Annotated in this window: 13 protein-coding genes; 7 read left to right on the forward strand and 6 right to left on the reverse strand. The window is 38.8% G+C overall.

Features of this window, described 5'->3' with window-relative positions; translation table 11 throughout:
• Positions 1-2: 2 nt before the first annotated feature.
• From U1E44_RS04360 to epsC, 3 genes are all read right to left on the reverse strand, one after another.
• A complete protein-coding gene (locus U1E44_RS04360) occupies positions 3-2,660 on the reverse strand; it encodes a DEAD/DEAH box helicase family protein (RefSeq protein WP_322929829.1) in 2,658 nt (885 codons plus the stop codon).
• Between the two features lie 170 nt (positions 2,661-2,830).
• On the reverse strand, positions 2,831-3,715 hold the full coding sequence (cysM, locus tag U1E44_RS04365; protein ID WP_322929830.1) for a cysteine synthase CysM: 885 nt from the start codon (positions 3,713-3,715) through the stop codon (positions 2,831-2,833).
• Positions 3,705-4,499: a serine O-acetyltransferase EpsC gene (gene epsC, locus U1E44_RS04370; protein WP_322929831.1), complete on the reverse strand. Its 795-nt coding sequence runs from the start codon at positions 4,497-4,499 to the stop codon at positions 3,705-3,707. The genes cysM and epsC overlap by 11 nt, the downstream gene beginning before the upstream one ends.
• 96 nt (positions 4,500-4,595) lie before the next feature.
• Between epsC and U1E44_RS04375 the strand changes: the two genes are divergently transcribed.
• A complete protein-coding gene (locus U1E44_RS04375; RefSeq protein WP_322929832.1) occupies positions 4,596-5,276 on the forward strand; it encodes a DUF2461 domain-containing protein in 681 nt (226 codons plus the stop codon).
• Here U1E44_RS04375 and U1E44_RS04380 read toward each other — a convergent pair.
• Positions 5,268-5,672, reverse strand: coding sequence for a hypothetical protein (locus U1E44_RS04380; RefSeq protein ID WP_322929833.1), 405 nt, complete (start codon positions 5,670-5,672; stop codon positions 5,268-5,270). The genes U1E44_RS04375 and U1E44_RS04380 overlap by 9 nt on opposite strands.
• A gap of 351 nt (positions 5,673-6,023) precedes the next feature.
• On the opposite strand from U1E44_RS04380, the gene U1E44_RS04385 reads away from it, so the two are divergent.
• Positions 6,024-6,419, forward strand: a complete 396-nt coding sequence (locus U1E44_RS04385; protein WP_322929834.1) for an acyl-CoA thioesterase — start codon at positions 6,024-6,026, stop codon at positions 6,417-6,419.
• Here the strand turns inward: U1E44_RS04385 and U1E44_RS04390 are convergent.
• A complete protein-coding gene (locus U1E44_RS04390) occupies positions 6,416-7,705 on the reverse strand; it encodes a dipeptidase (RefSeq protein ID WP_322929835.1) in 1,290 nt (429 codons plus the stop codon). The genes U1E44_RS04385 and U1E44_RS04390 overlap by 4 nt on opposite strands.
• 248 nt (positions 7,706-7,953) lie before the next feature.
• On the opposite strand from U1E44_RS04390, the gene U1E44_RS04395 reads away from it, so the two are divergent.
• Positions 7,954-9,771, forward strand: a complete 1,818-nt coding sequence (locus U1E44_RS04395) for a hybrid sensor histidine kinase/response regulator (protein ID WP_322929836.1) — start codon at positions 7,954-7,956, stop codon at positions 9,769-9,771.
• Between the two features lie 519 nt (positions 9,772-10,290).
• On the opposite strand, the gene U1E44_RS04400 is transcribed toward U1E44_RS04395, so the two are convergent.
• On the reverse strand, positions 10,291-11,154 hold the full coding sequence (locus U1E44_RS04400) for a sigma-70 family RNA polymerase sigma factor (RefSeq protein WP_322929837.1): 864 nt from the start codon (positions 11,152-11,154) through the stop codon (positions 10,291-10,293).
• A gap of 205 nt (positions 11,155-11,359) precedes the next feature.
• On the opposite strand from U1E44_RS04400, the gene U1E44_RS04405 reads away from it, so the two are divergent.
• The 4 genes from U1E44_RS04405 to U1E44_RS04420 all read left to right on the forward strand — a co-directional run bounded on the left by U1E44_RS04405 (position 11,360) and on the right by U1E44_RS04420 (position 15,874).
• Positions 11,360-11,872, forward strand: a complete 513-nt coding sequence (locus U1E44_RS04405; RefSeq protein WP_322929838.1) for a DUF6155 family protein — start codon at positions 11,360-11,362, stop codon at positions 11,870-11,872.
• Between the two features lie 309 nt (positions 11,873-12,181).
• The gene (locus U1E44_RS04410) at positions 12,182-13,693 is read left to right on the forward strand and encodes a DEAD/DEAH box helicase (RefSeq protein ID WP_322929839.1); all 1,512 of its coding nucleotides are present in this window, start codon (positions 12,182-12,184) and stop codon (positions 13,691-13,693) included.
• A 13-nt stretch (positions 13,694-13,706) separates the two neighbouring features.
• Entirely contained in the window at positions 13,707-14,951 is a 1,245-nt protein-coding gene (locus tag U1E44_RS04415; RefSeq protein WP_322929840.1) for a glycosyltransferase, read from the forward strand.
• A gap of 80 nt (positions 14,952-15,031) precedes the next feature.
• Positions 15,032-15,874 carry a 1,4-dihydroxy-2-naphthoyl-CoA synthase gene (locus U1E44_RS04420; RefSeq protein ID WP_322929841.1) on the forward strand — a complete coding sequence of 281 codons (843 nt, stop codon included), beginning with the start codon at positions 15,032-15,034 and terminating at the stop codon, positions 15,872-15,874.
• Positions 15,875-16,001 lie beyond the last annotated feature (127 nt).

The following is a 16,001-nucleotide window of genomic DNA, read 5'->3' on the forward strand; positions in this document are numbered from 1 at the left end:
TTTTATTCTGCCGGAAATATGGCTTTAACGTCATGAAATGATTTTAAACTGGCTTGGTGTTTTTCCCAATCTTCTTGCTTGATGTAGATAGCGGTGTATGTTTTATCGCTTTGCTGGGCATTCACATCTGTGCACCATTGGGCCAATCGCCTTACTTTGCGTATATCGTCCAAATCTTCACGTCCTTTGGTTTCCACTATAAAAACGGTTTTATCGCTTGTTTTCACGAAAAAATCTGGAAAGTACTCTCTAATATTTCCGTCTTCCGCCTGATATTCGATTTTGAAATTTACACCACCGTCTCCCATTGTGTTTTTAGCAAAAGAAACAACATCTGCAAAACGATTTTCACAATAAGAAGCAAACTCTAACTCAAAAGGGTTGTCGCCAATGACTTTATTGAAAATGGACTTTTTAGGAATCAAGAAAGGTTGCTCGTCTGTAACTTTTGGGCGAACCGTTTTTAGCGATATGTAATTTTTGATTTCTGCTCTACCGCTATCGGTTACCGTAAGGTCATTGATAGCGTTTTTAAACGTGCTGTAAAGAATCGCTTTTGGTTGTGCTTCAGAAAGGTTGCGAATGCTTTGAGCATCTGATAAATCAACCGATTTACCAAATAGTTGGTACTGAATAAAGCTTTCTACTTTGGGGTATAAAATATTGAAACCACTCTCCAAACGACTTTCTTTTAAAATGGCTTGCGTAAAGAAGCTGATTACGTTTCTATAATCTGCAATGCTGTCTTTAAATATGGTGGTGTGTGAAATTTTATCTTCAATATCTTTAAAAACAATTTCCTTTAGTTCTTCCGAATTGAATGTTTTAAAAGGTGATTTTTCAAATTTCAATGTCGAAATATCCAACTCTTCCAAATTCTTGTATTCTCTATAAATTCTTGGGGTCATTTGCGGAATAGGAATGTCCAATTCATCTAAGTCCTTGTTAGGATTTTCTTTGTCCACTTCCACAATGATTGGGTTTTTGCCACGCTTACCCTTGCCCATAGGTGAATATTGAAATTCTACACCTTCTGTTTTTAGCGACTCTACAAACTCAATAAAGGCAGGCGTTCCAATTACTGACAAAGTTTCGTGAACATCTAAAGAGAACATTTTACGCAAGCCACGACCGATGGACTGTTCAGGCAAAATTTTAGAATCAGCATTAAATGGGCGAAGCCCAACAATGGTGGTTACATTTTTGACGTCCCAACCTTCTCGAAGCATTAAAACGGAACAAATGGCTTTATAAGGGGAATCGTCTTTGTCCACATCATCAGCCGCTTTTCTCAAAACATCCAATTCATCTTTGGCTTTTTTGCTTGATGATTCTGAAATCTCCCCTTTACTGTTGGTGTGAATACTCAACACTGCATTTTTTAGCAATGGGTAAGTTCGTTCTAAATATTCAGCAATGGCATCAGATTCTTTTGTGGTCATTGCCATAATGAAAAGCAAAGGTGTTTTTTGGCTTTTCAGTTCTTCATATTGCTTTTCCCATTCAATGTAGCCCAAATGAATAAAGTCTTTGTAACGTTCTACTACGTCATCAGATGGCTTCTCTTCTAATTTATGTCTTGATGCTTCGTCAGGCAAAACGGGCGATTTCACTACATTTTGTTGAATGGCTTCCACTAAAGGATAGTCGCAAATGGTCTGTACGAAAATTGCTCCGTTGTTGTGTTTTGGGGTTGCAGTTACATCACATTGCAAACCAATATGTTTGCCTGTTTTAAGCTTTAATTTATTGCTAATGTCTTCTATACTTTTAAACCAAGCCAAAGATGGGTCGTGAATATGGTGTGCTTCATCATTGAGAATAACCAAATCTTTAATTTTATCGCTTCTCAATACTTTCCCAAGGTCAAGTCCTTTGGAAGTGTCGGCATCTGGTTTGGGTTTTTTGCCCAAAAACATTTCTTCTACACTTGGCTCTGCATCTTCATTCAAGAATACTCTATGAATGTTTGTCAAAAAGATATTTCCTGAATCAGTTATAGGTTTAAGTTCGTCTTGAATGTGTAATGTCAGTTGAAAATCATTGAGCCAATCACGGTCTGCCCAACCATTTTCTGGAATAAACGGGTCTTCAAAAAAGTATTTAAGACCGTCAAAATCTTTTCTAATTCTATTGAGAACAATGATGTTTGGTGCAATTACCAAGAAGTTTTTTGAAAGTCCTGTGTTTTCTTCATATTTAGCATTGAAGTACGACCAAGACAACACTAAGCCTAAGACTTTGGTTTTTCCTGTTCCTGTTGCCATTTTAATTACATAGCGTGTCCAATTTTCGTCAAACATACCAGTACTCACACGACCCGATCCGTCAAATTTCAGTAACTCGAATTTGTCCTTGGCTTTGGCTATTTCATATAAGTAAATTACAGACTCTACAGATTCTCTCTGTGAAAAATAGAAACTAAATTTTTGTCCGTTTTCATTGGTGTGTTCTCGGTTAAACCAATGGTTTAAAAGTGCTTTTGTAGTCTCGGTTGCTCCTTCATACTCGCTGTTTCTCCATTCTTCAACTGCTTTTCTGACTTTGTGTACAAGCGGTGCAAGAAGCATTTCATATTTATTCTTAAAAGCATCAAGTTGAGCTTGTCCTGGTGCCCATCTTTTGTCGGGCGTCAAAATCTCAAAAGGTTTATTGTTCATCTATATATTTTCTGTTCGTGTCAAATTTACTTTTTTTATGTCTGTTTCCCTGTCCGTGCGTTGGCAAAAGCCAAACGTGCTGTAAGTACGGTTGGCTTTTTTTGTATGCCGCACAACGAAGGGATACCCACTAAGGCAAGCCTCGGGGATAGTCAATTTTAAGAAATTTTTTATTCAAATAAATCGGAGGACAAATACCGATCGCCCCGATCACAAACAATGGATACAATAACACCGCTATCTAGGGTTTCGGCAAGTCGCAACGCAGCGGCTGCCGCACCGCCGCTGCTCATGCCTGCAAATATTCCTTCTTCTTTGGCCAATCGCTTGGTCATGGCTACGGCTTCTGCTTCATTTACTTCCATAATCCGATCTACTTTTTTGGGATCAAATATTTTAGGCAAATAGGCTTCCGGCCATTTCCGAATGCCGGGAATTTTGGCATCATCTGTAGGTTGCACCCCAACAATCTCAATGGCCTTATTTTTTTCCTTTAAAAAGGTTGAGGTTCCCATAATGGTGCCGGTAGTTCCCATAGAAGACACAAAATGGGTAATTTTCCCAGCGGTATCTCGCCACAACTCCGGGCCCGTAGTTTTGTAATGGGCCTGCCAGTTGTCATTGTTGCCAAACTGGTTTAGCATGAGTAAACCTTCATTTTTAACTTTGGCTTCTGCATAATCGCGCGCGCCTTCAATACCAATATCCGCAGGGGTAAGGGTTACTTTGGCACCATAGGCACGCATGGTCTGTACCCGTTCTTTGGTCGAGTTTTCGGGCATTACCAATTCAATTTCCAAACCATATATTCCGGCAATCATGGCCAATGCAATACCCGTATTACCACTGGTAGCTTCAATAAGACGTGATTTTTTGGTGATATCCCCTCGTTCTAACCCGCTTTTAATCATGTTTAATGCAGCCCTGTCTTTTACACTTCCACCGGGATTATTCCCTTCAAGTTTAAAATACAAGCGTACATTTTTATTTTGGTTTAGTACCCTTGAGATTACCATGGGGGTATTCCCAATTAAATCAACAATGCTATGTGGCATTCGGACTCGTTTTTATTTTGATTTCCGATTTTTGGTACACCGTAGAGTTCTTGGGTACGGAAGAGGTAATAAATGCATTTCCCCCAATAACACTGTTTTCACCTATAACGGTTTTTCCTCCTAAAATGGTGGCATTGGCATAGATGGTAACATTACTTTCAATAGTAGGGTGCCTTTTGGTCTTTCTTAAATTTCTGGCCACGTATAAACCACCCAAGGTAACGCCCTGGTAAATGCGTACGTGATCCATGATTACTGCAGCTTCGCCAATAACCACTCCTGTACCGTGATCTAAAAAAAAGGAGTTTCCTATGGTAGCCCCCGGGTTAATGTCTACGCCCGTTTGTCGGTGTGCGTATTCTGTCATTAATCGGGGTACTAGTGGAAAACCTTCCGTGTACAGTTCGTGTGCCAAACGATAAATTGCAATAGCATAAAAACCGGGATAGGCCAAGTAAATTTCCTCTATAGAAGAAGCCGCAGGATCGCAATTTAGAAAGGCCTCTGCATCTAAATTTAGTTTTTCTAAAATATAAGGCAATTTCACCACATAATTTTCCCAAACTTTTTTGCAAGGTCTATCTACCTCCCAACACGCCAAGGTTACCAATTCATCAAATTGTATCGCAAGTTCACTCAAATTTTCATCTACAGGGGTTTCACTATCAAATAGGGTGTAGAATAAGAGATCTGTAAATGTTTCTGTCTTGCGTTTTAATCTATATTTTAGGTTGGGCTGTTTTTTGTGTTCATTGATCTGCTCTATGATCGATTTTCTGTTCATGAAATGGTTGTTAGGAGTTCAAAATTAACCAATATTTCTAAAGTAACTTATCCAAAATGGTTAACTTTAGCTTAAAATAAACAGGGACATAGTCGCATGCAACGGGCCGTACTAACTAAAAACATTTTTAATTTTCTTAAGGCATTGGAAAACAACAACAATAAGGAGTGGTTTTTAGCGCATAAAGATACGTTTACACAAGTGGAAAAAGAGGTGAGGACCTACTACACGGCAATCATGGACGATTTAAAGCATCATGACGATATAGAAAAGGTGAAACTCTTCCGAATATACAGGGATGTTCGTTTTTCCAAGGATAAAACTCCCTATAAAACCCATTTTGGAGGCTCTTTTTCCCGAAGGGGTGCACGTCTGAGAGGCGGGTATTACCTTCATTTAAAACCCGGAAATAGTTTTATCGCCACCGGGTTTTGGGAACCCAATAAAGATGATCTATTTCGGATACGAAAGGAATTTGAATCGGATGCCTCTCATTTTAATGAAATCTGCCAACAACGCTATTTTCAAGAAATTTGGGGTACGTTGCAAGGCGATGAAGTAAAAACAGCTCCTAAAGGATTCCACAAAGAACATCCCAACATTGGTTTGATTCGCAAGAAGCAGTTTATATTTGTTCGTAATTTTAAGGATACAGAAGTGCTGTCCCCAACTTTTAGTACCCAAATTGATGAATCCTTTAAGGCCATTCGACCCTATTTCGATCTTATGAGCGATATTTTGACCACCAACTTGAATGGCGAGTCTTTATTAGACTAAAACAGGAAGTTCAAAAAATTGAATTTGGTCTTTTAGACGCTCAATGACCATTTGCATCATTCTTTTGTTAAGAGCCGAAGAATCTAAAATATAGGTTTCATATTCCGCCAGGGTAAACATTCCTATAATAATTCCTTTCAACGAATTCCTAAATTTTACATCTTTTTGTATCGCATTTTCAATGTAGGCAAGCTTTTTTTGAAGGCTTAATTCATAAAACGAATTTTTGTGCTTTGCAATGTAGTTTTTAAAGACTGCCAACAACAAATGGTTTTGCAATTTTAGAATAGGCCGTAAGGTGCTGTTTTGAAAAAGTTCATTTTTACCCATGTGTTCGTTAGTCTTTGCTGCCGGAATATGGGGTCTAATTTGGATTAATTGTGTAGCTCTATCCATAGGAATCCTCTGTTTGTATAAAATTAAAGAATAAGGTGGCAACAGATAGGAACATGCCATTTAGTTTTTAACGGCTTTATGAACACGGAAGGGTACGTGTACATGCCTTTTTAGGTTAGCGCTGTTTATGGAATTCCTATTATGAGTAGAGCCTTGGGCGTTTTGTTAAAATGGCAATATCATAGTAAGCGATGGCGTTGCCAACTCCGTGAAAATGGCATGGCAATATTGCGATGTTTTGGAAAATTGGATAGAACCAACAACAATTCGCTAAAACCTTTTGTGCTTCTGTTAATTACGATTTTTAAACGATAGTCTTATTGTAATTTTGTAGAAGAAAACGAAGATACGATGAGATTTCACACTAGAAAATGGGTTAAACCGGAAGATTTAAATGCTAATGAAACGCTTTTTGGCGGAAGGGTTTTGGCTTGGATTGATGAAGAGGCTGCGCTTTATACCATTATTCAATTAGAAAGTAAGCGCATCGTAACCAAATACATGTCCGAAATTAATTTTATGAGTACGGCAAAGCAGGGCGATGTTATAGAAATTGGGGTAGAGGTGGTTAAATTTGGAAAAACCTCGCTGACACTCAATTGTGAGGTACGCAACAAAATGACACGAGAAACCATTGTTACGGTTGATAATATTATAATGGTAAACTTGGATGAAAACGGCAAACCGGCACCCCACGGCAAAACAAAAATTGAATATGTAAAAGATCGCCTTGCCGAAGATTTTTAGTGTACAGCCATCTTTTTGGCAACGGCTTCAACTTCGTCCAAAACTCTTAAAAGATTGGCGCCCCAAAGTTTTTCAATATCATGTTCGGTATAGCCTCTTTGTACCAATTCTAATGTTACATTAAACGTTTCGGAGGCATCAGCCCAGCCTTCAATGCCGCCACCGCCATCAAAATCGGAGCTAATACCGACATGGTCAATACCTATAAGGTTTACCATATAGTCTATATGATCTACAAAATCGGCTACATTTACTTGCGGAGGCACATCGTTTAGACGCTTTACCTTTTCTTTGGCCATTTTCACTACTTTTGGATAGTTTTCCATAAAAGTCATTTGCTGCGTAGTGCTTAGTTCGGAAAACTGAGATCGCTCAAACCATTCTATTTGTAGCGAATCGGCTATGCTGGCGTACACTTGCTTCATGTACGCATTGTAATCTTCATGTTTTTTGGTGTTCAGATATGCCGAAAAGGCAACCGCCTGTACGACACCGCCATTTTCTTTGAGCAGTAACAATTGTTCGTCATCCAAATTTCTGCTATGGTCGCACAAAGCTCTTGCCGAGGAATGCGATGCAATAATCGGAGCTTCGGTAAGCGCAATAATTTGTTTCATCGACTCTTTAGAAGGGTGCGAAATGTCGATCATTATGCCCAATCTATTCATTGCTACCACCGCTTGTTTGCCTAAATCACTTAAACCATTGTGCAGCCATTCGTTATCCGCTTCTCCCGTATTAGAATCGCAAAATTGACTGTGACCATTATGGGATAGGGATATATATCGGGCACCTAAATGGTAATAATTTTCTATTTCCGAAAGGTCTTCCCCAATGGGATACGCATTTTCTACGCCAATCATGGCTACTTTTTTTCCGGATGCATGAATGCGGCGGACTTCTTCGGAGGTTCTCGCCAATGCTATTTGATCCGGAGCCCAACGGGTAGTAAGTTGGTGAATAGCATCAAATTTAGCATTAGCGTTTTCTTTGGCTTTGGCATACCCTTCTTCGCTTAATGCACCTTGGCCTGTATATACAATAAACCAAGCTACATCCAAACCGCCTTTAGTCATCTTGGGAAGGGTAACTTGGGTGTCTAAATTTTGTGTGTAATTTATACTGTCCGTAAAATTTTTCACATTGATGTCGCAATGCGTGTCAATGGTAATGACTTTTTTGTGAATTTTCAGTGCCTTTTCTGCGCTACTTTCTTCCACCGGGTTTGTAGACTGTTTGCAAGAAAGTAGCGATATAATGCTTAAAAATCCGATAAACTGTTTCATTTACGTAAATATTTAATTTATTAACTCGGTCAGATGTAACGCGCCAATGCGCATTCTCTGTAGAGTACACTTTTTCGCATGGCTTGTTTCAGTTCATTATTTTCACTTACAAATTACGCATTTTGACCACAAAAATAGGGCTGTAGGTAACATTTAATAGGTTCTGTTAGAAAAAAGGTGGAATTTTAAGATGCAATTCGTGCTTTCATTAGCAAAAAAAATTAGTTAAACAACCAAATTTATATCTTTTGAGCAATCTTAAACCAAAGCCATTAGCATCGCATCAACTTTTAGCGTGTATAGTTGAAGTAGAAAAAGAATTAAGTGGTTTTTCTGTAGCGGAACTATCCACATTAGATGCCCAAATCGTGAAAAATGCGTTTGACGATTTTAAATGCATCTTGCAATCGAAAATAGCAGGGCATAAAAGCGAATCTACCCAACCACTTTTAAAAGCGCCACTCGGCGAAAAAGATTCCCATAATTTAGGGCAACAAGAAATGAAACCCGAAACACTAATTGCCCATGTAAGCCACGATTTACGGACACCACTAAATGGGATTATTGGATTTACCGACCTGCTCGATGAAACACCACTAAACGAGGTGCAACAAGGTCATGTAAAAGCAATAAGATCGGCATCTCATCATTTATTGGAAGTGATTAACGAGTTGTTAGCGTACAGCAGACTTTCTTCCGGAAAGGAAAAGCTAGCCATGATCGATTTTAATCTTGAAGGCATTTTACAAAACGTAACTTTTTTATGCAATACACTAATTTTAAATAAAAAGGTATCCATTGCCCTAGAGATAGACCCTAATATACCCGCTGTGTTGCAAGGCGATCCTTCCAAACTTTCTCAGATTTTATTGAACTTGCTTGGTAATGCCATAAAGTTTGTGAATGAAGGAACTATTCATGTTAATGTTCAATGGATGCATCAAAAAGACGGAATTCATTGGTTGGCATTTGAGGTGAAAGATACAGGAATAGGCATCGCAACAGACCAATTACAAAACATCTTCAATGCATTTTCACAAGCAGAAGAAAACACCTTCGAGAAATACGGAGGATACGGCCTTGGACTTCACATTGTACATCAGCTAATAACTCAATTAAGGGGAAAAATTGCGGTACGCAGTACCCTAGGTGTAGGAACCACCTTTACCTTTCAATTGCCTTTTGCCAAAGCAAAGAAAGCGTTGATACACGCACAGGAACAGCAAAAGGAAATAGCCACAAACGCACATCTCAATACTGTAAAGGGCATGCGGATTCTTGTTTTTGAAGATAATATCCTTAATCAACGACTTATAGCGGAACGTTTGAAATCGTGGGGATGTAAGGTGCATATTACGGATCAATTGAATTACGGACTTACCGTATTAAAAAACAGTAGCATCGATCTCATTCTGATGGACTTGCGAATGCCTGAAATGGATGGTTTTGAAGTAACGCGTCGTATTAAAGAATGCGGTATATCCGGTGCGTCTGAAATACCGATTATAGCCCTATCAGCAGACTTTAGTGGCAATGATAAAGCCCGTTGCGGTGCGGTCGGAATTAATGATTTTATATTGAAACCGTACAGCGCTCCCCAATTAGTATCAAAAATAGCGCATCTGAAACGTATTAGCGCGCAGCAGAAAGGGGTGTCAAAATCTAAAAATGCCATACCCCGTAACACGCAACAAGGGAAAGAACGTATACATCTTAGGCCGCTCTTAGCGGAATGCATGGGGCAAATAGATCTCATGGAAGAGTTGATCAAATTGTTTCAACAAAATGTTCTGGAGTTTATCGAAAAAACGAAAAATCATTTAGAAAAGAAGGATTTTAAAGGAATAGAATTTGCCGCTCATAAAATGAAACCGGGACTTTTGATGATGCAACTAAACGGACTGCATCAAAAAATGATAGCCATACACCAAAATGCCAAAGAAAAAACCGATATATCTGGGATAGCCTTGTTGTATCAAGAATTTGTCGCAGCGTATCCGATTGCGGAAAACGCCATCCATTTTGAGATTGAACGGCTAAAAAATGAACGAAACTCACAACAGTAAATATCCAAAAATTGCAAAGTGAACTATTTTATGTTAAAAGCAACACGAGCTTCACAGTGCACTATGAGCTACATAAGATTCGCTATACACACCAAAATTTTAGTTTCGCAACAAAAAATAGATCCTACACCACATTTTGTTGATCGTTTAAGGCATAAGCGCTAAGTTTAACATAAGTTTAGAACCCAAATCCGAATAACAACACAAACACCAAATCGAACCATGTTGTACGACACCTACGGAGAGGAATACCTATTGTTCCTTCAAGATTTAAATGAAATTTTAAGTGTAAACGAATTAGCCGAATTGGATTTTATGTAATTCCGTTCGGCTATTCTTAAATTAAAAACAAAAAGTATGGCACATCAAAACCACGACAGCACCGCGTATTTAAATTTTCTTGAAAATTTAAACGAAATTTTAATGGACTATAACATCCATAAATTAAATCAGTATTAAAATACGAATTCTATTTTAAGAAAGAGTCCATGTGAGCGGGCTCTTTTTTTTGTCTTAGGATTACCCCAAATAGGTTTTTAGCAACTTATTTCGAGAATCTAGTCTCAGTTTCCGAATGGCCTTTTCACGTATTTGGCGTACCCGTTCGCGTGTAAGATCAAACGTTAAACCAATTTCCGTTAAAGTCATCGACTCATTATCGCCAATTCCGTAATACAATTTTACCACATCTGCTTCGCGTTGCGACAAGGTTTCCAACGCCCTATTTATCTCCGTGTTCAATGATTGTTGTAATAAATGCATGTCTGGTCTAGGCGATTCACCAGAACGCAATACGTCGTACAAATTAGAGTCTTCCCCTTCCCGCAAAGGCGCATCCATAGAGATATGGTGGCCGGCATTTTTCATAGACTGTTTTACTTCATTTACCGTCATTTCTAATTCGGTGGCAATTTCTTCTGCCGAAGGCGGGCGCTGATGTGCTTGTTCCAAATACGAAAAGGCTTTTTTAATTTTGTTGATCGATCCTATTTTATTGAGCGGAAGCCGTACCACTCGAGATTGCTCTGCCAAGGCTTGAAGGATAGATTGACGAATCCACCAAACCGCATAAGAAATAAATTTAAACCCCCGTGTTTCATCAAACCGGCCGGCTGCCTTAACAAGACCCACATTTCCTTCGTTAATTAAGTCCGGTAAGGTTAACCCTTGATTTTGGTACTGTTTTGCCACAGAAACCACAAATCTTAGATTGGCATTGGTGAGTTTCTCTAATGCAGCCTGATCTCCTGCACGTATTTTTTGTGCCAATTCTACTTCTTCATTGGCGTTTATCAATCCTATTTTACTGATATCTTGCAGGTACTTGTCAAGTGATTTCGATTCCCTGTTTGTAACCTGTTTGATGATCTTTAATTGCCTCATATATTACCTTTTAGTTATAGCTAACATATTACACCTTTCTCTTGTATTATCCAAAAAATATGAGAGTTGTTATACACAATTTATGAGAAGTTTAAGATACCCTTACAAACAAAGGTCAAATGAGCTAATTCTACTCCACAATCCTTATTTTTGGACGAATGAACGATCTTCTTCAGCAAAACAATGAATAACACTATTTGGACTTATGAGCAAACGAGCACTAATTTCTTATGTTTCTTCTTTAGATAAAAAGGCAGTTGCGCAACAGTTGATCGATCTTTATGATCGCTTTCCGGTGGTGAAAACCTACTATGATTTTGTTTTTAATCCTAAAGAAGAGCAACTCATACAAGAAGCTAAACGCAAGATTTACAACGAATATTTTCCATTGCGATCAAGGCGCCCAAAAGCAAGACGCTCTGTGGCTCAAAAATACATCACGCATTTTAAAAGTTTAGGCATGGATTCTTCTATGCTAGCCGATTTGATGATGTACAATTTGGAAATTGCGCAACGTTATAGCATGGAAAAAGGGGTAGCTGAAGCCTTCTATAAAAGTATGTTGACTTCCTTTAACCGCGCATTGCAACATATTATTTACCATAAATTGTGGCCCGATTTTAAAAGCCGTATCTGCCAATTTTACGAATACATAAAGAGAATGCAATGGCCTAATAGCGAAGCGTTTTCATGGGTTGTAACGCATGTGCCGGAATAAGGAAACACGCCTTATCGATATGCACATAAAAGGCATAAGCGAAACTATCAACGCCTAGGAGGATGATTGGTAGGGCCTTTCATATCATCCCTTAAAAGCAATAAAAATAAACACTTAAAACACGTATCGCGGGATGTAGTAGCTCTATCCAAAAAAATCATTACAAATAACTACTTAAATATCAATTGGTTACTTTTAATTTAAACATCTCAGATACAAAATTCCGGATTTGTTCGCCAAAGTTTCTTTTAAGCTTAAAAAAACTGCTAATTTTGTAAGGTTTATTTATTTACAAAAACAGCCCTAAATTTGGAGGTACAACAAGACATAAAGGAGAAAACGCTTTACAATTATCAATTACAAGATTTAAATACCATTTTTGATTATCTCGAGGAAGCACCGAACGATGTTAATGTGTTGTATCAGCTTCCTACAGGAGGCGGCAAAACGGTGGTTTTTTCTGAAATAGCCCGAAGGTATATTTCCAACACCCAAAAAAAGGTGGTGGTGCTTACGCATCGCATCGAACTTAGTGCACAAACGTCGAAAATGTTGAACGATTTTGGTGTCAAAAACAAAATCATCAATAGCGACGTAAAGGAATTGATAGATCAGGATGATTATATGTGTTTTGTGGCCATGGTAGAGACCTTAAATAATAGGCTGCAAGAAGAAAAGATCCAAATAAACAATATTGGCCTGGTAATTATTGATGAAGCCCATTATAATTCGTTTCGAAAGCTTTTTAAATATTTCAGAAAATCTGTGATCTTAGGTGTTACCGCTACGCCACTTAGTTCTAACGTAAAGTTGCCCATGAAGGACAACTACAGCAAACTTATTGTTGGAGAATCGATACCCTCGCTTATTAAAAGAAAGTTTTTAGCCAAGGCGGAAATTTATAATTACGATGTGAGTCTTAGAACCTTAAAATTGGGTATTAGCGGCGATTATACCATAAAATCGTCAGATGAGCTTTACAGCAATCAAAACATGTTGGGCAAATTAATGCACGCCTACGAAGAAGTGGGTAAAGGCACCAAAACCCTAATCTTTAATAACGGTATTAATACATCACGCTATGTGTATGAAATCTTCAAGAAAGCGGGGTACAACATTCAGCATTTAGATAATAAAAACACGGCATCAGAAAGACGCGATATTTTAAATTGGTTTTCTGAAACACCGGATGCCATCTTAACCTCGGTGAGTATTCTAACTACAGGCTTTGACGAACCTACGGTGGAGACCATCATTCTAAATAGGGCCACAAGATCCCTGACTTTATATTTCCAAATGATTGGAAGAGGCTCGCGGATATTGCCTAATAAAGACACCTTTAATGTGATCGATATGGGAAATAATGTGGCTCGTTTTGGACTTTGGGATGCCCCTATTGATTGGCAGGAGATATTTCATTTTCCAGATTTCTATTTGGAAAATATCAAAAATGACGAGGATATAGAGCGCGAGTTTGTATATGAAATGCCATTTGAACTAAGAGCTAAATTTGGAAAATCATCGAACTTGGAGTTCAATATTAAAGAAGTGTACAAAAAAATAATGGCGCAGGGTCTTCGATCTAAAACGGTCTTGGAAATGAGCATAGCGCAGCACGCCCAACTTTGCGTAGAAAATAGCAAGGATGTTTTTGAAGCGCGAATCCTAGCCAAACAGCTTAAAGAAGAAATTGCATACCGGGTACGCCAATACTCGTATTGTATAATGAACAACACAAAGAATTATAAGGAATGGTTAGAGGAAGATTACGAGCGTAAGCTACGACTTCGTATTTCTCAAAAATTTTCAGAAAAAATGTAATGCGAACCCCCTTTTGATACCACAGAACGTATTATTTATAGGTCTTTCTTGGCCCGAGCCAACCGCTACCGCTGCGGGCATACGCATAATGCATCTCATTCAATTTTTTATTGCCCAAAAGTGTAAGATTACATTTGCAAGTACAGCAACGGTAACAACCGATGCTCATGTGCTTCTCATGAAGGATGTCGTTACAGCATCAATTACGCTAAATCATGATAGTTTTGATGATTTTGTTCGAAATCTAAATCCGGATATCGTTATTTTTGATCGGTTTTATACCGAAGAACAATTTGGGTGGCGCATTGCAGAGCAAGTACCCGATGCCCTGCGTATTTTAGATACGGAAGATCTACATTCCTTAAGAGCCGCAAGAGAGCACTGCGTTAAAGTGGGAATTCCTTTTACGCCCCTTGTTTGGGTACAAAACGAAACAACCAAACGTGAAATAGCCAGTGTCTACCGATGCGACCTGTCCCTTATCATCTCTTCTTTTGAAATGAAATTGCTTACAACGGAACTAAAAATAGATAAGAACTTGCTTTTTTATCTACCTTTTTTGGTAGAAAACCTTACTAAAAAAGAAAAAGCGCAATGGCCAAGCTATGAGGAGCGTAATAATTTTGTGTTTATAGGAACGGGTAAGCATGCTCCAAATATAGACGCCATCAAATGGTTAAAGCACGATATTTGGCCTGCAATACGCAGATTAATGCCATCGGCGCAACTTAAAATTTACGGTTCGTATTTTCCTGAATTTATTATGCAAATGCACCAACCCAAAGATGGGTTTTATGTGTTGGGTTGGGCAAAAGAGGCCAAAACAGTTATTTCGGAGGCAAGAGTGTGTTTGGCTCCTTTGCGGTTTGGTGCCGGACTTAAAGGAAAATTAGTGGATGCGATGCAGTACGGAACGCCAAGTGTAACCACCCCTATTGGGGCAGAAGGAATAAATGATACCCTTCCTTGGGGTGGTTTTGTGCAAAATGATGCCGTAGAATTTGCAGAAGCTGCCGTGCAATTATATCATGATGAAGCGCTATGGTTACAGGCACAGACCAAGGGTGTTCACATTTTGGCAGAACGATTTAATAGGATAGATCACCTCAAAAGATTGCAGGATATACTAAGCCTAAAACAAAAAAAATTAGAAGTTCATAGGGCAGCAAATTTTACAGGAGCGCTACTGCAGCATCAAACCATGGCAGCCACCAAATATATGTCGCGATGGATTCAATTAAAGAATGCGATAAACTAAAGGTTGGTGCTCTATAAACAGATCAAAAGGGTCGCAAAAAGTCTAATTATACGTATATTTAAACACATAACTTGAAACTAATGACGAATATCGATTGGGTTACAGCTCTAGAATTTACAGACATCACCTATAAAAAATGCCAAGGAGTGGCTCGCATTGCATTCAACAGACCCGAAGTACGCAACGCCTTTAGACCAAAAACAACAAGCGAATTGTACCAAGCATTCTACGATGCGCAAGAAGATACTTCAATTGGTGTAATCTTACTCTCGGCCGAAGGACCTTCTCCCAAAGACGGGGTGTATTCCTTTTGTAGTGGCGGAGATCAAAAAGCGAGAGGAGCGCAAGGATATGTGGGAGAAGACGGCATGCATCGTCTAAATATTTTGGAAGTACAACGTTTAATTCGATTTATGCCTAAAGTGGTCATAGCCGTTGTTCCCGGTTGGGCTGTGGGGGGCGGACACAGTCTTCATGTAGTTTGTGATCTTACCTTGGCGAGCAAGGAACACGCTATTTTTAAGCAAACCGATGCCGATGTAACCAGCTTTGATGGTGGTTACGGATCTGCCTATTTAGCAAAAATGGTGGGTCAGAAGAAGGCAAGGGAAATTTTCTTTTTAGGGCGGAATTATTCCGCTCAGGAAGCCTTAGATATGGGAATGGTAAACGCCATTATACCTCATGAACATTTAGAAGAAACCGCTTTTGAGTGGGCACAAGAAATCTTGGCAAAATCGCCCACATCCATAAAAATGTTGAAATTTGCGATGAACCTGACGGATGATGGTATGGTAGGGCAGCAGGTTTTTGCGGGTGAAGCCACGCGCTTAGCGTACATGACCGAAGAAGCTAAAGAAGGTAGGAATGCCTTTTTAGAAAAACGAAAACCCAATTTTGGTAGTGACAAATGGATTCCTTAAAATACTAAAAACGTGAAGTTTTAAGCCAAAGTCCCAAGTAGAATGTCACATAGTATTAGTTTATGGTTTCAAGGCGCGCTGCAATCTTTCAACTATCAACCGTCAACTATCAACCGCTAGCTTAAAC

It is taken from the genome of Aurantibrevibacter litoralis (genome assembly GCF_034651555.1).
GTDB classification, from domain to species: domain Bacteria; phylum Bacteroidota; class Bacteroidia; order Flavobacteriales; family Flavobacteriaceae; genus Aurantibrevibacter; species Aurantibrevibacter litoralis.